The following is a 17,354-nucleotide window of genomic DNA, read 5'->3' on the forward strand; positions in this document are numbered from 1 at the left end:
CCCCGAGGAGTAAGAGTCAGGCCTTCTGGCTGTGCAGGTTTTTCATCGCACGGTTCCATTCACCGGCGAGGATATCCGGCAACACGCCGAGGGCAAAGTCGATGCTGGCATCGAGTTTTTCCTGTTCGGCGCGTGGCGCACGACTCAGGACGAAATTTGAAACCATACTGGCAACGCCCGGGTGGCCAATGCCAAGCCGCAAGCGGTGAAAGGTATTCTGATTGCCCAGTTGCGCGATGATGTCGCGCAACCCGTTGTGACCGCCATGGCCGCCGCCCTGTTTGAGCTTGGCAACGCCCGGAGGCAGATCGAGTTCGTCATGCGCCACCAGGATTTCTTCAGGCTTGATGCGGAAGAAGCCGGCAAGTGCCGCGACGGCCTGGCCGCTGCGGTTCATGTAGGTGGTGGGAATCAGCAGACGAACATCCTGACCCTGATGCGAATAACGCCCGGTCAGGCCGAAATATTTGCGATCGGCCACAAGGTTGACGCCCTGTGCGTGCGCGATGCGCTCAACAAAAAGGGCCCCTGCGTTATGCCGGGTCTGTTCGTATTCAGCGCCTGGATTTCCCAGGCCAACGATCAGTTTGATGGCAGTCACGATAGGGGCCCTTCCTTGAAGTGATGGATAACATCGCCGCGATCAGGGTGTGCGGCGTAAGTGGACGACAAGTGCTCATTTACCATTATGTAAACTCCGCGTTCTCGCCCGCTTTCTCGCTACGTACTAGTCCGCGATGTTCCGGTCACTCCGGCGTACAGAGTGAAATTACTCTGCAGCGCCTTCTGCAGCTTCTGGAGCAACACGTGGAGCGTGAACGTTGGCAACAGCCAGGTCGTTACCGTGAGCCAGAGCAACAAACTCAACGCCTTTAGGGGCTTTGAGGTCGGACAAGTGAATGATCGAGCCGACTTCGGCGTTAGCCAGGTCAACTTCGATGAATTCAGGCAGGTCTTTCGGCAGGCACGAAACTTCGATTTCAGAAACGACGTGCGAAATTTCGCCGCCTTTCTTGACCGGTGCGGCTTCGTTGATGAAGTGCACTGGAACGATAGCGGTCAGTTTCTGGCCGGCTACTACGCGTACGAAGTCAGCATGCAACACGTGGCCTTTGGCCGGGTGACGCTGCAGAGCTTTGATGATTACGTTTTGCTTGGTGCCGCCAACGTTCAGCTCGATGATGTGGCTGTAAGCCGCTTCGTTTTCGAGCAGTTTGGCAACTTCTTTAGCCAGCATGCTGATGGATTCAGGGGCTTTTTCGCCACCGTAAACTACAGCTGGAACCAGGCTTGCGAGACGACGCAGGCGGCGGCTCGCACCTTTCCCCAGGTCGGAACGCACTTCAGCATTCAGAGTAAAATCGTTCATGTTGTATCTCCAAAATAACCACATTCGCCCCAGCGTTTGCGACCAGCGCTAAAGGCGATATGGGCAAAAAAGCCCCGCCCCGACAGGAATGCCGGGGCGGGGCGCTTTTCGTCAACGAGATGTAATGAAAAGGGCAGGGCCCTTAACGGAACATCGCGCTGATCGATTCTTCATTGCTGATGCGGCGGACCGCCTCGGCAACTACCGGTGCGATATCCAGTTGACGGATACGCGCACAGGCTTGTGCTGCAGCGGACAGCGGGATGGTGTTTGTCACCACCAGCTCGTCCAGCACGGAATTTTCAATGTTTTCGATCGCCCGACCCGACAGCACAGGGTGCGTGCAGTAGGCGAAAACCTTGGCAGCGCCATGCTCTTTCAAGGCCTTTGCCGCGTGGCACAGAGTGCCGGCGGTATCGACCATGTCATCGACCAGAATACAGGTACGCCCTTCGACATCACCGATGATATGCATCACTTCAGAGTGATTGGCTTTCTCACGGCGTTTGTCGATGATCCCGAGATCCACGCCCAGGGATTTGGCAACAGCCCGTGCACGCACGACGCCACCAATGTCCGGGGACACGATCATCAGGTTTTCGAAGCGCTGATCTTCAATGTCATCCACCAGTACCGGGGAGCCGTAGATGTTATCTACCGGAATATCGAAGAAACCCTGAATCTGGTCAGCATGCAAATCAACCGTGAGAACACGATCGATGCCGACTACGGTAAGCATGTCAGCAACGACTTTCGCGCTGATAGCTACACGTGCGGAGCGCGGACGGCGATCCTGACGGGCATAACCAAAGTAAGGAATAACAGCAGTGATACGAGTAGCCGAGGAGCGGCGGAAGGCATCAGCCATCACTACCAGTTCCATCAGGTTATCGTTGGTCGGAGCGCAAGTCGGCTGAATAATGAAAACGTCTTTACCGCGAACGTTTTCATTGATCTCGGCAGTAATTTCGCCGTCGGAGAATTTACCGACAGAGATGTCACCGAGAGGGATATGCAGCTGACGTACAACACGCCGAGCCAGATCGGGGTTAGCGTTCCCCGTAAAGACCATCATCTTGGACACGCGCAGTACCTGAAGGCTGAGGGTAACCTGGATGAGTATAGGAAAATGGCAGGGGCGGCTGGATTCGAACCAACGCATGGCAGGATCAAAACCTGCTGCCTTACCGCTTGGCGACGCCCCTGTATCTGTTGCAACGAGTACCCAGTACCCGATTCCTTTTAGAGCAGATTTTGCAGCTTGCGATGCAACATCGAAACGTTGCTTCCTTTTGCTACAAACCCTGTAAGGGTCTCTGTCAGAAGGGCCGAGACTTTATCAGCTTCAGCTTTGCTTGGGAAGCCCCCAAACACACAACTTCCAGTTCCGGTGAGTTTTGCTTCGGTAAATTTACCTAACAAATTCAATGCGTTACGTACCTCTGGATAACGCCTTGCTACCACCGGCAAGCAGTCATTTCGACTGTTTCCCTTGGGAACGGGGCGCACTTTAATGGGAGGAGTGTTACGTGTCAACAGTGGATCTGAAAAAATTTCTGCTGTACTTACAGATACTTGCGGCACCAGTACGAGATACCACGGTTCCTCGGGCTCTACAGGGGTGAGTTTTTCCCCCACGCCCTCGGCGAAAGCTGCGTGGCCCCGCACGAAAACCGGGACGTCGGCGCCAAGCGTGAGGCCCAGCGCGGCCAGTCGATCCTCATCCCAATTCAGTTGCCAAAGATGATTGAGGCCCAACAACGTGGTTGCTGCATTCGAACTGCCGCCACCGATTCCACCGCCCATGGGCAGGATTTTTTCGATCCAGATGTCGACACCTCGCGAACAACCGGATTGTGCCTGAAGTTTTTTTGCGGCTTTGACGATCAGGTTGCTGTCGTGAGGTACGTCGGCGAACTCGGTGTGTAACCGAATCACGCCATCGTCGCGAACAGCGAAGGTGATTTCATCGCCGTAATCGAGGAACTGAAAAATCGTCTGCAACTCGTGGTAACCGTCTTCGCGACGACCAAGGATGTGCAGCATCAAATTGAGCTTGGCGGGCGAGGGCAACGTCAGACGTGGTGCAGTCATGTTCACTGCCCCAGCTTGCGTGGTTGCCAGTCCTTGATCACCAGCGTGACATCAAGGTCGGTGCCATGCAGTTTGATCCGCTCGGGCAGCCAATAGCCGTTTTGCTCGGCATAACTGAGGTACTCGACCTGCCAGCCATCCTGTTCGAGATTGGCCAGGCGGCTGTCGATGTCGAGGGTCAGGCGACTTTTGCTGTCCGGGGCCGGGAGCCCGCGAACCCACCAAGCCAGATGGGATACCGGCAATTTCCAGCCCAGTTGTTCTTCAACCAGGGCTTCCGGGGTCGGTGCGTCATAGCGGCCCTGATTGGCCACCTCCAGCGAGACTTTACCCGGGCGACCGGTCAAACGGGCCGCGCCCCGACCCAGCGGACCGGAAAGGCGGATGTCGTAGTAATCCTGGCGTTGCAGCCAGAACAACGTACCGCTGCCGGAGTCTTTTGGCGCGCGGATGCCGATTTTGCCGTTGATCTGCCAGCCGTCGAGGCCGGTCAGTTGCTGTTTGTGCTCGCGCCATTGGGCCTTGTTGCCTTGGCCCTGGACCGATTCGCGGGCAACGAAGCCCGCGCAACCGGCGAGCAGGGCGATGAAGCTGAAAACAATGAAGTGGCGCAAAAACATAATCTTAAAGAGTCTCTGATCCGGTCAGGCGCTTGATGGTGCCGCGCAGGGTAGGGCTGTCGGGCTGTTCCTTGAGGAACTTGCTCCAGATTTTCTTGGCTTCGCGCTGTTTGCCGTTGGCCCACAGGACTTCGCCCAAGTGCGCGGCGACCTCCTGATCGGGGAAGCGCTCCAGCGCCTGGCGCAGATAGCGCTCGGCTTCATCGAGGTTGCCCAGGCGGAAATTGACCCAGCCGAGACTATCGAGGACTGCCGGGTCTTCCGGGGTAATCTGGTGCGCCTGTTCGATCAAGGCCTTGGCTTCGGCGTAGCGTGTGGTGCGGTCGGACAGGGTATAGCCGAGGGCGTTCAAGGCCATCGCGTTGTTTGGATCGCGCTTGATGATCAGTCGCAGATCTTTTTCCATCTGCGCCAGGTCATTGCGTTTTTCTGCCAGCATGGCCCGGGTATACAGCAGATTCAGGTCGTCCGGGTATTGCTGCAGGGCTTGCTGCAAGACTTTCCAGGCCTTGTCACCCTGTTTGTTGGCGGACAAGGTTTCGGCTTCGATCAAATATAACTGGATCGCGTAATCGGGTTGCTCGCCGCGCTCCGCTGCCAGACGGCTTTGTGCTTCGGCGGTCTTGCCGTTGTTCATCAGGATATCGGCCTGACGCAATTGCGCCGGCAGGTAGTCGTTGCCCGGCCCGACCTGGGCGTATTCGATCAATGCGCCCTGCGGGTCGTTACGCTCTTCGGCAATGCGCCCCAGGTTCAAGTGAGCCGAGTCGACATGGCTGTCCCGGGCGATCAAATCTTCCAGATAGCCTTTGGCTTCGTCCCAGGCTTTGGCTTCCAGGCAGACCAGCGCCAGGGAATAACGCAATTCGTCGTCTTCGGGGTATTGCTGCACCAGGCTCGAGAACTCGACCTTGGCATCGTCCATGCGGTCCTGCTCTACCAGCATGCGTGCGTAAGTCAGGCGCAGGCGTTTGTCGTCTGGGTACTTCTTGATGCTTTTTTGCAACAGCGGCAACGCTTCATCGCCACGGTTGAGTCCTTGCAGCAGGCGCGCGCGCAGCAGGATCGGCGCTATTTCGCCTTCGTCCGGCGGATTGTCTTCGAGCAGGGTCAGGGCGCCCTTGGCATCGCCGTCCTGCTGCAGCAACAAGGCCTTGCCGAAAATCAGCTGGTTGTTGTTCGGATGGCGCTGCAGCAAGCGGTCAAAACCTTTCATCAGACCGTTGCGCGTTTCCTGGTCGGTATCGGCTGCGGACAGGGCGAGAAAATCGAAATGCGTGTCGCCTTTGCCTTGCAGGACTTTCTCCATATAGACCATGGAGTCGTCGTAACGCCCGGCGCGGGCCAGTTGCACGGCGGCCGCCCGTTGCGCTTCGAGATCGTCCGGGGCGTTTTTGGCCCAGACCAGTGCGGTGTCGAGGGCGGCCTGATCGGCGCCCAGATACTCGGCAATGCGAAATGCCCGCTCGGAGATGCCCGGATCCTGGGTATTGATGGCCTGGGTCACGTAGTTGTCCAGGGCAATGTCGTAACGATTGCGCTGGCCAGCGAGTTCGGCGCTCAACAGGCTGAAGATGGTTTCTTCGCTGAACGAGCTGTAAACCTTGGGCTTTTCAGGGGCCGGAGTGCTGTCTTCGACCGGCGGCGTGCCGTCCGATGAAACGGGCGCCAAGGCCTGGCAGCCGCTGAGGAAGACAAAAGCGAGAAGCAACGCGGAAGATCTATTCATATAGGAAAAGGACGACTAACCTGCGGTCAGATCATCATGACACAAGCCTTCGGCCAAACATAACCGCCCGGCCAATTTACCCTCGCGGGCAATCCCCGCAGCCCCGGCACCCTTGTAAACGAGAATGGGTCGCAGCCTTCGGCAGCTCTTGCAGGTGCGATAGATATCGAGTGGTTGTTCTGGCTCTGTCGAAGTAGGACAATTGTCGGCTTCACGTCACCATCAGCGACCTTGAATGGCCTTCCTTGCACTCGGTATTAACCACAAGACTGCTTCAGTAGACGTCCGCGAGCGCGTGGCCTTTACCCCTGAGCAGCTGGTTGAGGCCTTGCAGCAGCTCTGCCGACTCACCGACAGCCGCGAAGCTGCGATCCTCTCCACCTGCAATCGCAGTGAACTGTATATAGAACAGGATCACCTTTCGGCTGACGTCGTGTTGCGCTGGCTGGCTGATTATCATCATTTGAGCCTCGATGAGCTGCGCGCGAGCGCTTATGTGCATGAAGATGATGCGGCAGTTCGTCACATGATGCGGGTTGCCTCCGGGCTCGATTCGCTGGTGTTGGGTGAACCGCAGATTCTCGGTCAGATGAAATCGGCTTACGCTGTTGCTCGCGAGGCTGGCACCATTGGTCCGCTGCTCGGGCGGCTGTTCCAGGCCACGTTCAATGCGGCCAAACAGGTGCGGACCGACACCGCCATCGGCGAAAACCCGGTGTCCGTCGCGTTTGCCGCGGTCAGCCTGGCGAAACAGATTTTCAGTGATTTGCAACGCAGCCAGGCCTTGCTGATCGGCGCCGGCGAGACCATCACCCTGGTCGCTCGCCATCTGCATGAGCTTGGGGTCAAGCGAATCGTGGTCGCCAACCGCACCCTGGAGCGCGCGAGCATCCTGGCCGAGCAGTTCGGTGCCCACGCCGTGCTGCTCTCGGACATCCCGGCAGAACTGGTGCGCAGTGACATCGTCATCAGTTCTACCGCCAGCCAGTTGCCGATTCTCGGTAAAGGCGCGGTGGAAAGCGCCTTGAAATTGCGTAAGCACAAGCCGATTTTCATGGTGGATATCGCTGTTCCTCGGGATATCGAGCCTGAAGTCGGCGAGTTGGACGACGTTTACCTGTACAGCGTCGACGATCTCCACGAAGTGGTCGCCGAAAACCTCAAGAGCCGTCAGGGCGCTGCCCAGGCCGCCGAAGAGATGGTGTCGGTCGGTGCCGAAGATTTCATGGTTCGCCTGCGTGAACTGGCGGCGGTGGATGTGCTCAAGGCCTATCGTCAACAAAGCGAGCGCATGCGTGACGAAGAATTGCTTAAAGCCCAGCGCATGCTCGCTAATGGCAGCAGCGCCGAAGACGTGCTGGTGCAACTGGCCCGCGGCCTGACCAATAAACTCTTGCATGCCCCGAGCGTGCAATTGAAAAAGCTCTCTGCCGAAGGCCGCCTCGATGCGCTGGCCATGGCCCAGGAACTCTTTGCCCTCGGTGAGGGCTCATCGGATAGCTTTTCGGATAAGAAACCGCAATGAAAGCGTCACTGCTCAATAAGCTGGACATCCTCCAGGACCGCTTCGAGGAACTGACCGCCCTGCTTGGCGACGGCGAGGTCATTTCCGATCAAAACAAGTTCCGTACCTATTCCAAGGAATACGCGGAAGTCGAGCCGATCGTTTGCACCTATAAACAGCTGCTTAAAGTGCAGAGCGATCTCGAAGGCGCGCAAGCACTGCTCAAGGACAGCGACCCGGACATGCGCGAAATGGCCGTGGAAGAAGTCCGCGAAGCCAAAGAGCAACTGATCGAAATCGAAGCCAGCCTGCAACGCATGCTGCTGCCCAAGGATCCGAACGACGGGCGCAACGTATTCCTCGAAATCCGTGCCGGCACCGGCGGCGACGAAGCGGCGATTTTCTCCGGCGATCTGTTCCGCATGTATTCGCGTTATGCCGAGCGACGTGGCTGGCGGGTAGAGATTCTGTCGGAGAACGAAGGTGAGCACGGCGGCTATAAAGAAGTCATTGCCCGGGTCGAAGGCGAGAATGTCTACGGCAAACTGAAATTCGAATCCGGCGCGCATCGGGTACAGCGGGTTCCGGCCACTGAATCCCAAGGCCGCATCCACACCTCGGCCTGCACCGTGGCCGTGTTGCCCGAGCCGGACGAGCAGGAAGCGATCGAGATCAACCCGGCAGACCTGCGGATCGACACCTATCGCTCCTCTGGCGCCGGCGGTCAGCACGTCAACAAGACCGATTCGGCAATCCGCATTACGCACTTGCCGTCCGGTATTGTCGTCGAGTGCCAGGAAGAACGTTCCCAGCACAAGAACCGCGCCCGGGCGATGTCCTGGCTGTCGGCCAAACTCAATGATCAGCAGACCAGCGCCGCCGCCAATGCCATCGCCAGCGAGCGTAAATTGCTGGTAGGTTCCGGTGATCGTTCCGAACGGATTCGCACCTATAACTTTGCCCAGGGCCGGGTCACCGACCACCGGGTCAACCTGACGCTGTATTCGCTCGACGAAATTCTTGCGGGCGGCGTGGATGCGGTCATCGAACCGTTGCTGGCCGAGTACCAGGCCGACCAATTGGCAGCGATAGGTGAATAAATGACGATCATTGCCAGTTTGTTGCGCGCCGCTGATTTGCCCGACTCGCCCACCGCGCGTCTGGATGCCGAATTGTTGCTGGCGGCTGCCTTGGGTAAATCCCGCAGCTTTCTGCACACCTGGCCTGAGCGGATCGTCCCGAGCGAAGCGGCGCTGAAATTTGCCGAGTACCTGCAACGCCGCCGCAGCGGTGAGCCGGTGGCTTACATTCTGGGGCAGCAGGGCTTCTGGAAACTTGACCTGGAAGTCGCGCCCCACACGTTGATTCCGCGTCCCGACACCGAGCTGCTGGTAGAAACCGCGTTGGAGCTGTTGCCGACGACTCCGGCCAGGGTTCTTGATCTGGGCACCGGCAGCGGCGCCATCGCCCTGGCGCTGGCCAGCGAGCGTCCGGCCTGGAAAATCACCGCTGTGGACCGCGTGCTGGAAGCCGTGGCCCTGGCCGAGCGCAATCGCCAGCGGCTGCACCTGAATAACGCCACGGTGCTGAGCAGTCATTGGTTCAGCGCTTTGGAAGGCCAGCGCTTTCAATTGATTATCAGCAACCCGCCCTACATTGCTTCGACAGATCCGCATCTGGCGCAGGGCGATGTGCGCTTCGAACCGGCCAGTGCCCTGGTGGCCGGCGTCGATGGGCTCGACGATTTGCGTTTGATCGTCGATCAGGCGCCGGATTATCTTGAGGCGGGCGGCTGGTTGATGCTCGAGCATGGTTACGATCAAGCCGAGGCCGTGCGCGATTTGCTGCTGACCCGCAGCTTTGAAGAGGTCCACAGCCGCACCGATCTGGGCGGTCACGAACGCATCAGTCTGGGGCGCTTGCCGTGCTGAATGATCAGGAATTACTGCGCTATAGCCGGCAGATTCTGCTGCAACACGTCGACATCGACGGCCAGTTGCGGCTCAAGGAAAGCCGTGTGCTGATTGTCGGTCTCGGCGGTCTTGGCTCACCGGTGGCGCTGTACCTGGCGGCGGCCGGTGTCGGTGAGTTGCACCTGGCGGACTTCGACACGGTCGACCTGACCAATCTGCAACGCCAGATCGTTCACGACACCGACAGCGTCGGCTTGAGCAAGGTCGATTCGGCGATCCGTCGTCTGACTGCGATCAATCCAGAGATTCAGCTGACGGCCCATCGCACCGCCCTCGATGAAGATTCCCTGGCGGCAGCCGTGGCGGCGGTGGATCTGGTGCTGGACTGCTCCGATAACTTTTCCACCCGTGAAGCAGTCAATGCCGCGTGCGTGGCGGCGCGCAAACCGCTGGTCAGCGGCGCGGCGATTCGGCTGGAAGGGCAGTTGTCGGTCTTCGACTCCCGTCGTCCGGAAAGCCCGTGCTACCACTGTTTATACGGGCACGGCAGCGAAGCCGAGCTGACTTGCAGCGAGGCCGGCGTACTCGGTCCGCTGGTGGGCCTGGTCGGTAGCCTGCAAGCCCTCGAAGCGTTGAAATTGCTGGTGGGGTTCGGCGAACCGCTGGTGGGACGCCTGTTATTGATCGATGCCTTGGGCACGCGCTTCCGTGAATTGCGGGTCAAGCGTGATCCGGGCTGTAGCGTCTGCGGGTCAAGCCATGCGTGAAGCGCCGATTGCTGTATTCGATTCCGGCGTCGGTGGACTCTCCGTGCTGGCCGAGATCCAGCAGTTGCTGCCCAACGAATCTCTGTTGTACTTCGGTGATTGCGGGAATATTCCCTACGGCGAGAAAACCCCGGCATTCATCCGTCAGCGTTGCAGTGTCATGGCGCAGTTCTTTCAGCAGCAGGGCGCCAAGGCGCTGGTGCTTGCTTGCAATACCGCCACCGTCGCAGGTGTTGCGGATTTGCGGCGTGATTTCCCAGAGTGGCCCATCGTCGGCATGGAGCCTGCGGTCAAACCGGCGGCTGCGGCGACGCGCAGCGGTGTCGTTGGCGTACTCGCCACCACCGGCACGTTACAGAGTGCCAAGTTCGCCGCCTTGCTCGACCGTTTCGCCGCCGATGTGCGAGTCATCACCCAGCCATGCCCAGGGCTGGTGGAGCTGATTGAAAATGGCGATTTGCACAGCGAGGCATTGCGTCAGTTGCTGCAAGGGTATGTCGATCCGCTGCTAGCTGAAGGTGCAGACACAATCATTCTTGGCTGCACGCATTATCCTTTCCTAAAGCCTCTGCTTAAGCAGTTGCTCCCCCGGAACATCAGCCTGATCGATACCGGTGCCGCTGTGGCACGGCAGCTTCAACGATTGTTGGCCGAGCGTGAGTTGCTGGCCGAGGGACCTGCTCGTGCTGCCCGGTTCTGGTCGAGTGCCGATCCGGAACATTTCAGAAATATCTTGCCGGTTTTGTGGCATTCGACGGGTGTTGTGCAAAGCTTCGACGTGTAGACAAAAAAGTGATGACACGAATAATTGAGCTGAACTTCCGATCAAGCTTCAACTTCTATAGCTTTGTCTGTTGGACAGCCTGAAAACCATACGAAATTGTTTCGGAAAAGGATGTTTCTAATGAAGCGACTATTCTGCTTGGCCGCGATTGCGACCGCATTGATGGGGCACAGTTTTACCGCGCAGGCAGCCGGGGTGGAATTCGCGGTCGGCCAGACCAGCGATTCGACCATGACTTACCGACTGGGCATGCAATTCGACTGGGACAAGAGCTGGTTGCAAAGTGATATCGGTCGCTTGACCGGCTACTGGAGCGGCGCTTACACCTACTGGGAGGGGGATGAAACGTCGAGCAATCACAGTGTGTCGTTCTCGCCGGTGCTGGTGTACGAGTTTGCCGGTCAGACCATCAAACCTTATGTTGAGGCGGGTATCGGTATCGCGGTGTTTGCCAACACTGAAGTCGAAGACAACAAACTGGGCAGTGCCTTTCAGTTCGAAGACCGTTTCGGGTTTGGTCTGCGCTTTACCGGCGGGCATGAAGTCGGGGTTCGCGCCACGCACTACTCCAATGCCGGGATTAGCAGCCCGAACGATGGCGTAGAGAGTTACTCGCTGCATTACACGATGCCGTTGTAAGCATTACTGCACTTTTAATGTGGGAGCGGGCTTGCTCGCGAATGCGATTTAACATTCAACATTGATGTTGACTGACAATCCGCTTTCGCGAGCAAGCCCGCTCCCACATTGGATCTTCATGACCTGCTGTATTCGCTCACCGATACGCCGTCGCAATCCCCTGGCGTTCGGTGATGCATTCCGGTGCGCCCATTTCGAACTCCCGGCAAATCAGCGGACGTTTTTCGTAGATGGTGCACATCATACTGTCGCGATCCAGCGCGGCACACCAGCCGTCATCCAGTCGCAGCATGACTTCCCCACCCCAATCGTCGGTATCGATAAAACGCTCGGGCACGCCGGTGTCGGTGATCAACATGACTTCAAGCTGGCAGCAGCAGGCCGCGCAGGTCGAACAGGTGACCGCCGGTTCGGCGATTTGTTTGTGGGGAATGGTTTTCATGGCGCGCAGTGTAAGCCAGCGGGCCCACACTGTGTGAAAGGCCTGACGGACGCTCAGCCTTCATGGCAGATCCTCGATTGGCGGATTGTTTCGCGCCATGCGTTGGCCGATTTCCAGTCCCGTCTGGCCGGGATTTTGCGGCAGAGGCCAAAGGACAGGCATGAGCAGTTCCGGTAAGGGGAGTTCCAGTGGCCGATGCTTGAGCAGGTCGAAGAGGTACCGCGCAGCTTTGTCCGCCGACCAATCGAGGTTTAGTGAAACCTCGTTGCTCAGGGGGATATCGATAAGTCCTGGGCTGACTATGGTCATTTCGATGTTTTCCGGTGCCACGTCGTTGTGCAAGGATTCGAAAAAATGACGCAATCCGGGTTTTGAATCGCCGCCATAGGCTTCGGCCTGTGGCAGCGGCAGGTAGGTCACCGAGCTGGCCATGACCACCAGATGCGGCGCGGTGCCCGCTCGCAGCAGGGGGCGGGCGGCTTCGATGCAATAGCTGCTGGCAAGCAGGTTGGTGCGCACGATGTGCTCGATGATTGATGAGTCGAGCTGATTGACGTCGACGTATTCGCAGGTCCCCGCGTTGAGGATCATGGTATCCAGAGAGCCCCATTGCCTGGCAATCTGCTCGCCGATTTCGCGCACCTGTTGGCTGTTGGTCAAATCACCGGCAACCGCCAGCACTTGGCCTGGATAACGCTGAGACAAGGCTTTCAAGGGCGCCAATGAGCGGGAGTTGACGGCCAGGTGGGCACCGGTTTTGAGTATTTCTTCGGCCAGCGCTGCACCAATACCGTTGCTGGCGCCGGTCAACCAGTAGCGCCTTGGAGGAGTACGACTCATCTCAATCTCCTTATCTTCCTGATTCAATTCCATGTTCATGCGTAAAACTGCGGCATCAAAATGATTCCGGTGGCGATAAACCCTGTCGCGACGGCAGGTTCTTGAATGCGGCCAACGCCCGCTCGCGGGAAGTGCTCAGGTTGACAATCGGCGATGGATAATCCGTCACACCAAATAAACCGTCGAGTCTCGCGCGATTGTGCAGGTCTTTTTTGTTCATTCCATTGATCTGCGGCAACCAATGCTTAATGAAAACCCCTTCGGCGTCGAACTTTTCCGACTGGCTCAGCGGGTTGAAAATGCGGAAGTAGGGCGCCGAATCGGTGCCGGTGGAGGAACTCCACTGCCAGCCACCGTTGTTCGCCGCCAGATCGCCGTCAATCAGATGTCGCATAAAAAATCGCTCGCCTTCACGCCAGTCGATCAGCAGGTTTTTGGTCAGGAACATTGCCACTATCATGCGCAAACGGTTGTGCATCCAGCCGGTTTCCAGCAATTGGCGCATGGCGGCATCAATGATCGGCAGGCCGGTACGGCCTTGCTGCCAGGCCTGGAGGTCTTGCGGGGCATCACGCCAGGCCAGGGCTTCGGTTTCCGGGCGAAAGGCGCGGTGCCGGGAAACCCGTGGGTAGCCCACCAGAATGTGTTTATAGAATTCCCGCCATAGCAACTCGTTGATCCAGGTGACGGCACCGACCTTGCCGCTTTCGAACTCCCCCTGATTGCTTTGCAGCGCGGCATGCAAACACTGGCGAGGGGAGATGACCCCGGCGGTGAGATAGGCCGAGAGTTGGCTGGTGCCGGGTTTTGCCGGGAAATCACGCTCGCTGTGGTAATAGTCGATCTGTGTGTCGACAAAGGTCTCGAGACGGCGTCGGGCCTCGGTTTCGCCGGCCGGCCAGAGCGCACGCAAACGGTCGCTGGGCGTGTCGAAACCCTCGACGCGCAAGGGTGGCTCGTCGCTGGCGATACCCAGGGGTGCCTGGATGGCGGGGGCGCTAATCAATCTCGGCAATGAGGCATGCAAGCGTTCGTAACACACCTTGCGGAATTGGCTGAAGACCTGGAAATAAGTGCCGGTTCTGGTCAGCACGGTGCCGGGCTTGAGTAGCAATTGATCGAGGTAGCTGTAAAAGTCGATGCCTTGGGCTTTCAGTGCGTGGGCTACCGCCGCATCGCGACGGGTTTCATGAATGCCGTACTCTTCGTTGACGTGTACTGCGTTGATTTTTAATTGCTGACACAGCTCGAGCAGAACCTTCGGTGCCTCATCCCAGCGGGATGCCTTGCGAATCAGCAGCGGGATGTTCAGGGCGTCCAGCGCATGGCGTAACTCGCTAAGGTTGCGCAGCCAGAAATCCACTTTGCACGGCGCGTCATCATGGTCCAGCCATTGCTGCGGACTCAGCAAATACACCGCCATGCTTGGGCCGCGGGCTGCGGCGGCCGAGAGGGCGGTGTTGTCGTGTAGACGCAAGTCGCTGCGCAGCCAGATCAATTGCATGGTGGTATCCGCACGATCATTGAAAAATACGCCATTAAATGAGCCCGCGCTGTATAAGGCCCTGATGGGCCGACAATGGGTCTTCAGCCAGGGACAAGTCAGCAATGGCGGCGGTTCTTGCGGATAACTCGGTGTGGTGAATGCACACCGTTGACCCGGCAATCATTTTTGGGCAGCTGACGCCACTCAATAGTTTCATCAAATGCGAAAGATTCATGGCTTTGCTGGAGTACAGCAGTACGCCACGGGCTTGCAGGTGATCGACCGCCAGCGCAAGTTCGCCGGCGGGGAGCGGCCAGTCGAAGACTTCCACGGGACAATCGACGCTGCTGATCAGCCAGGCGGTGAGCCACAGATAAGGCTCAAGCGGCAGGTCTGAATGGTTGATCAGTAACAGCGGCGCGGTGCGCAACTGACGGTTGTTATGGTAGATCCTCGCGCCGAATTTGCTGCGCAACCAGGAATAAACAAACACACGCTCCATTTGCGCGCCGAACTGGCCTTGCCAACGTTGCTCCAGGTCCGCCAGCAACGGCATCAACAATTGTTCACACAAGGTGCGTGGCGGATACAGCGCCATCGCCTGATTCACCGTGTCATCGAGGGTGCGTTCGGCCAGTTGAGTGACCGCTTGCAGCAATGACTGGCGCAGCACCAGCCAATCGTTCCCGATGGGGTCGGTAAGTCCCTGTGGCGTGTCGAGCAATTGTTTGACCTGGCTGACCGCCACGCCGCGATTGAGCCAGGTAAGGATCGTCAGGATCCGTTGCACGTGTTCGGCGCAGAACAGCCGGTGCCCCTTGGGCGTACGTTGAGGCACGATCAGCCCATAGCGCCGTTCCCAGGCGCGCAAGGTGACAGCATTGACTCCGGTCTGCCGCGACACTTCACGAATGGGCAGCCAACCAGCGTCCAGGGCCTTCTTGAAATCGCTGCCAAGGTTTTCGCTGGCGCTGGTGTCCGGTGGTGTTTTCATTAAATTGCGTTTCGCAGGCTGAGGTTTTCCGGGTGCGGTTGCAGGTAAACCTGTTGCGCAATGTACGGATCCGGGTGTTGGCGAAAGTAATGTTTGAGCAGCACCAATGGCACCACCAGCGGCACGATGCCCCGGCGGTATTGGCCGATGACGTGCTGCACTTCCTGTTTGTCTTCGGCGCTGATGGCCTGTTTGAGATAACCGCTGAGGTGCTGCAGCACGTTGGTGTGGGTGCGGCGTGTGGCGCACTTTTTCAGGGCCGCCATCAGCTCGCTGAAATAACGCGGACCGATCACTTGCGGATCGGTTTGCCCCATGTTGCCCAGCAAGTTGCCCAGGGTTTTGTATTGCACCGGGTTGTGGGCCATCAGCAGGTATTTGTAGCGCGAGTGAAAGTCAATGAGGCTGCGCCGCGTCAGGCCTGTTTGCAGCAATTGCTGCCAGACGCTGTAGGCGAACACGCGGGTGAGAAAGTTTTCTCTCAGCACCGGGTCGTTGAGGCGGCCGTCTTCTTCCACCGGTAAATCAGGATGCAATGCACAGAAGGCCTGGGCGTAGATACCACGGCTACCGCCATCCACTGGCACGCCGTTGGCGTGGTAGACCTTGACCCGCTCCAGCCCGCACGAAGGGGATTTCTGCATGAAGATATAGCCGCAGATGTCATCCAGTTCCAGTGCCATTTTTTGACCGTACTCGGCCAGAGGTCGGGTGACGTTGATCTCAGAGTGGACGGTGCCGACAGCCTCCGGGTGCTCGGGGGTGCCGACCAGGCGGATCGGTTCGCGAGGGATACCCAGGCCAATGGCGACCTCCGGGCACAGCGGGACGAAATCGAAATACTCAGAGAGGGTGCGGCTGCACAGAGGTGACGTCTTGTGCCCACCGTTGTAACGCACCTCGGCCCCCATCAGGCAGGCGCTGATGGCGATTTTGGGTTTCATGGCTGTAGGGGACATGGGAGCGCCTCGAATCCAGACCTGTACAGATTATTGGATCTGTACAACATGACTTCATCATAGATTCAAAGGTGTACAAGTCAAAATTTTTGTATAAGTTTTTTGCAAGGCTGCTGTCCATGTCGACAGCAGCGATTCAATTCATTGCAGGTGTTCGTGCAGCCGACGGGCTGCTTCCTGGCCACTGAGCCAGGCACCTTCGACACGGCCGGACAGGCACCAGTCACCGCACACATACAAGCCCAGATCGGCATCGGCCAACGCGCCCCATTCATGGCTGCTGGCCGGCCGGGCGTATAGCCAGCGGTGAGCGAGGCTGAAGGTCGGAGCAGGCATGGCGTCGTTCAGCAATTCGGCAAAGGCACCGTGCAATTGCTCGATCACGGCATCCTTGGGCAAGTCGATATGCTGCCGGCTCCAGGCACTGGTGGCATGCAGCACCCACGTATCGAGGGTGGTGTCGCGTCCCGGTTTGCTGCGGTTGCGCGCCAGCCAGTCCAATGGACTGTCCTGCACGAAGCAACCTTCGATGGCGGTTTCCAGTGGAGTGTCGAACGCCAGGGCAACAGCCCAGGTGGGCTCCATTTTTACCCCGGCGGCGGCCCCGGCGAGTTTCGGGGCGGCCGCCAGCAGCGCGGTTGCCTGAGGGGCTGGCGTGGCGATGACGACATGGCTGAACGGGCCGTGAGTGAAGCCGTCGGCGTCTTGCAGATGCCAATGTTCTTCACCGCGATAGACCTCGGTGATGCGGCAGGCGAAATGCACTTCCAGATCGCCGAGCAGGCCGCGCGTGATCGCGCTCATGCGTGGCGTACCGACCCAACGTGTCTGTTCATCCGGCGAAGGTCTGAGCTGACCACCGTGAAAGGTATAGAGCTGCGGCGTCCATACGGCGACCCAGCCATTGGTTTGCCAGCGCTGGACTTCGGTGACGAAGCGGCGATCGCGAGCAGTGAAATATTGCGCGCCCATGTCCAGAGCACCCGCATCGCTGCGCTTGCTCGACATGCGTCCGCCACTGCCGCGGCTTTTATCGAAAAGCTGAACGACATGCCCGGCCTCCGTCAGGGCCTGGGCGGCTGAGAGTCCGGCGATGCCGGTGCCGATGATTGCGATAGGTACAGTCATAGGGGCCTCGTTTACCTGTCTGTACAGACTACGCCGTGGTTCAAACCTGTACAATATTGTTTTTTGGTATAACTTTTAGCGTTCTC

The 17,354-nt window shown here is 58.3% G+C and carries 18 protein-coding genes and 1 tRNA gene; 6 read left to right on the plus strand and 13 right to left on the minus strand.

Translation table 11 applies throughout. The features are described 5' to 3' along the window. Positions 1-16: 16 nt before the first annotated feature. The 7 genes from pth to ABH909_RS08375 all read right to left on the minus strand — a co-directional run bounded on the left by pth (position 17) and on the right by ABH909_RS08375 (position 5,812). A complete protein-coding gene (pth, locus tag ABH909_RS08345; protein ID WP_305425202.1) occupies positions 17-601 on the minus strand; it encodes an aminoacyl-tRNA hydrolase in 585 nt (194 codons plus the stop codon). Positions 602-769: 168 nt separating this feature from the next. Beyond that, entirely contained in the window at positions 770-1,369 is a 600-nt protein-coding gene (locus ABH909_RS08350) for a 50S ribosomal protein L25/general stress protein Ctc (protein ID WP_429432088.1), read from the minus strand. 142 nt (positions 1,370-1,511) lie between these two features. Further along, positions 1,512-2,453: a ribose-phosphate pyrophosphokinase gene (locus tag ABH909_RS08355; RefSeq protein WP_003171603.1), complete on the minus strand. Its 942-nt coding sequence runs from the start codon at positions 2,451-2,453 to the stop codon at positions 1,512-1,514. Between the two features lie 46 nt (positions 2,454-2,499). Beyond that, positions 2,500-2,574 (minus strand) — tRNA-Gln (locus tag ABH909_RS08360). Positions 2,575-2,611: 37 nt separating this feature from the next. Then, entirely contained in the window at positions 2,612-3,463 is an 852-nt protein-coding gene (gene ispE / locus ABH909_RS08365) for a 4-(cytidine 5'-diphospho)-2-C-methyl-D-erythritol kinase (protein WP_429432091.1), read from the minus strand. A gap of 2 nt (positions 3,464-3,465) precedes the next feature. Further along, on the minus strand, positions 3,466-4,083 hold the full coding sequence (lolB, locus tag ABH909_RS08370; protein WP_429432094.1) for a lipoprotein insertase outer membrane protein LolB: 618 nt from the start codon (positions 4,081-4,083) through the stop codon (positions 3,466-3,468). Positions 4,084-4,087: 4 nt separating this feature from the next. Beyond that, a complete protein-coding gene (locus tag ABH909_RS08375; protein ID WP_429432097.1) occupies positions 4,088-5,812 on the minus strand; it encodes a tetratricopeptide repeat protein in 1,725 nt (574 codons plus the stop codon). Between the two features lie 235 nt (positions 5,813-6,047). Here ABH909_RS08375 and hemA point away from each other — a divergent pair, with 235 nt between their 5' ends. The 6 genes from hemA (at position 6,048) to ABH909_RS08405 (ending at position 11,419) form a co-directional block, all read left to right on the plus strand. Further along, entirely contained in the window at positions 6,048-7,337 is a 1,290-nt protein-coding gene (gene hemA / locus ABH909_RS08380) for a glutamyl-tRNA reductase (RefSeq protein WP_429432100.1), read from the plus strand. Next, the gene (gene prfA, locus ABH909_RS08385; protein ID WP_429432103.1) at positions 7,334-8,416 is read left to right on the plus strand and encodes a peptide chain release factor 1; all 1,083 of its coding nucleotides are present in this window, start codon (positions 7,334-7,336) and stop codon (positions 8,414-8,416) included. The genes hemA and prfA overlap by 4 nt, the downstream gene beginning before the upstream one ends. Next, entirely contained in the window at positions 8,417-9,247 is an 831-nt protein-coding gene (gene prmC / locus ABH909_RS08390; protein WP_429432106.1) for a peptide chain release factor N(5)-glutamine methyltransferase, read from the plus strand. Next, positions 9,241-9,996 (plus strand): molybdopterin-synthase adenylyltransferase MoeB, encoded by a 756-nt coding sequence (locus tag ABH909_RS08395; RefSeq protein ID WP_429432109.1) that lies wholly within the window; start codon positions 9,241-9,243, stop codon positions 9,994-9,996. The genes prmC and ABH909_RS08395 overlap by 7 nt, the downstream gene beginning before the upstream one ends. Further along, positions 9,989-10,780 (plus strand): glutamate racemase, encoded by a 792-nt coding sequence (murI, locus tag ABH909_RS08400; protein WP_429432111.1) that lies wholly within the window; start codon positions 9,989-9,991, stop codon positions 10,778-10,780. The genes ABH909_RS08395 and murI overlap by 8 nt, the downstream gene beginning before the upstream one ends. A 120-nt stretch (positions 10,781-10,900) precedes the next feature. Then, positions 10,901-11,419 (plus strand): acyloxyacyl hydrolase, encoded by a 519-nt coding sequence (locus ABH909_RS08405; RefSeq protein ID WP_429432114.1) that lies wholly within the window; start codon positions 10,901-10,903, stop codon positions 11,417-11,419. Positions 11,420-11,555: 136 nt separating this feature from the next. Here the strand turns inward: ABH909_RS08405 and ABH909_RS08410 are convergent, their stop codons facing one another. The 6 genes from ABH909_RS08410 to ABH909_RS08435 all read right to left on the minus strand — a co-directional run bounded on the left by ABH909_RS08410 (position 11,556) and on the right by ABH909_RS08435 (position 17,268). Next, positions 11,556-11,861, minus strand: coding sequence for a YkgJ family cysteine cluster protein (locus ABH909_RS08410; RefSeq protein ID WP_123501306.1), 306 nt, complete (start codon positions 11,859-11,861; stop codon positions 11,556-11,558). Between the two features lie 60 nt (positions 11,862-11,921). Further along, complete coding sequence (locus ABH909_RS08415) at positions 11,922-12,701, minus strand: SDR family NAD(P)-dependent oxidoreductase (protein ID WP_429432117.1); 780 nt, start codon at positions 12,699-12,701, stop codon at positions 11,922-11,924. A 55-nt stretch (positions 12,702-12,756) separates the two neighbouring features. Further along, positions 12,757-14,205, minus strand: a complete 1,449-nt coding sequence (gene phrB, locus ABH909_RS08420) for a deoxyribodipyrimidine photo-lyase (protein ID WP_429432120.1) — start codon at positions 14,203-14,205, stop codon at positions 12,757-12,759. A 34-nt stretch (positions 14,206-14,239) separates the two neighbouring features. Next, a complete protein-coding gene (locus ABH909_RS08425) occupies positions 14,240-15,181 on the minus strand; it encodes a MerR family transcriptional regulator (RefSeq protein ID WP_429432123.1) in 942 nt (313 codons plus the stop codon). Further along, positions 15,181-16,140, minus strand: a complete 960-nt coding sequence (locus ABH909_RS08430; RefSeq protein ID WP_429432126.1) for a YbgA family protein — start codon at positions 16,138-16,140, stop codon at positions 15,181-15,183. Before ABH909_RS08430 ends, ABH909_RS08425 begins: the two co-directional genes overlap by 1 nt. Before the next feature lie 141 nt (positions 16,141-16,281). Continuing rightward, positions 16,282-17,268 carry an NAD(P)/FAD-dependent oxidoreductase gene (locus ABH909_RS08435; RefSeq protein ID WP_429432129.1) on the minus strand — a complete coding sequence of 329 codons (987 nt, stop codon included), beginning with the start codon at positions 17,266-17,268 and terminating at the stop codon, positions 16,282-16,284. Positions 17,269-17,354 lie beyond the last annotated feature (86 nt).

The organism is Pseudomonas sp. BS3782 TE3695 (assembly GCF_050435305.1).
Taxonomy (GTDB): domain Bacteria; phylum Pseudomonadota; class Gammaproteobacteria; order Pseudomonadales; family Pseudomonadaceae; genus Aquipseudomonas.

What these genes read in the sequence shown, in the direction of transcription:
- ABH909_RS08350 (WP_429432088.1), bottom strand. Translation starts at nt 1,369, where the DNA reads ATGAACGATTTTACTCTGAATGCTGAAGTGCGTTCCGACCTGGGGAAA.
- lolB (WP_429432094.1), bottom strand. Translation starts at nt 4,083, where the DNA reads ATGTTTTTGCGCCACTTCATTGTTTTCAGCTTCATCGCCCTGCTCGCC.
- phrB (WP_429432120.1), bottom strand. Translation starts at nt 14,205, where the DNA reads ATGCAATTGATCTGGCTGCGCAGCGACTTGCGTCTACACGACAACACC.
- prmC (WP_429432106.1), top strand. Translation starts at nt 8,417, where the DNA reads ATGACGATCATTGCCAGTTTGTTGCGCGCCGCTGATTTGCCCGACTCG.
- ABH909_RS08430 (WP_429432126.1), bottom strand. Translation starts at nt 16,140, where the DNA reads ATGTCCCCTACAGCCATGAAACCCAAAATCGCCATCAGCGCCTGCCTG.
- murI (WP_429432111.1), top strand. Translation starts at nt 9,989, where the DNA reads ATGCGTGAAGCGCCGATTGCTGTATTCGATTCCGGCGTCGGTGGACTC.
- ABH909_RS08405 (WP_429432114.1), top strand. Translation starts at nt 10,901, where the DNA reads ATGAAGCGACTATTCTGCTTGGCCGCGATTGCGACCGCATTGATGGGG.
- ispE (WP_429432091.1), bottom strand. Translation starts at nt 3,463, where the DNA reads ATGACTGCACCACGTCTGACGTTGCCCTCGCCCGCCAAGCTCAATTTG.
- ABH909_RS08375 (WP_429432097.1), bottom strand. Translation starts at nt 5,812, where the DNA reads ATGAATAGATCTTCCGCGTTGCTTCTCGCTTTTGTCTTCCTCAGCGGC.
- ABH909_RS08410 (WP_123501306.1), bottom strand. Translation starts at nt 11,861, where the DNA reads ATGAAAACCATTCCCCACAAACAAATCGCCGAACCGGCGGTCACCTGT.
- prfA (WP_429432103.1), top strand. Translation starts at nt 7,334, where the DNA reads ATGAAAGCGTCACTGCTCAATAAGCTGGACATCCTCCAGGACCGCTTC.
- ABH909_RS08425 (WP_429432123.1), bottom strand. Translation starts at nt 15,181, where the DNA reads ATGAAAACACCACCGGACACCAGCGCCAGCGAAAACCTTGGCAGCGAT.
- ABH909_RS08435 (WP_429432129.1), bottom strand. Translation starts at nt 17,268, where the DNA reads ATGACTGTACCTATCGCAATCATCGGCACCGGCATCGCCGGACTCTCA.
- hemA (WP_429432100.1), top strand. Translation starts at nt 6,048, where the DNA reads ATGGCCTTCCTTGCACTCGGTATTAACCACAAGACTGCTTCAGTAGAC.
- ABH909_RS08415 (WP_429432117.1), bottom strand. Translation starts at nt 12,701, where the DNA reads ATGAGTCGTACTCCTCCAAGGCGCTACTGGTTGACCGGCGCCAGCAAC.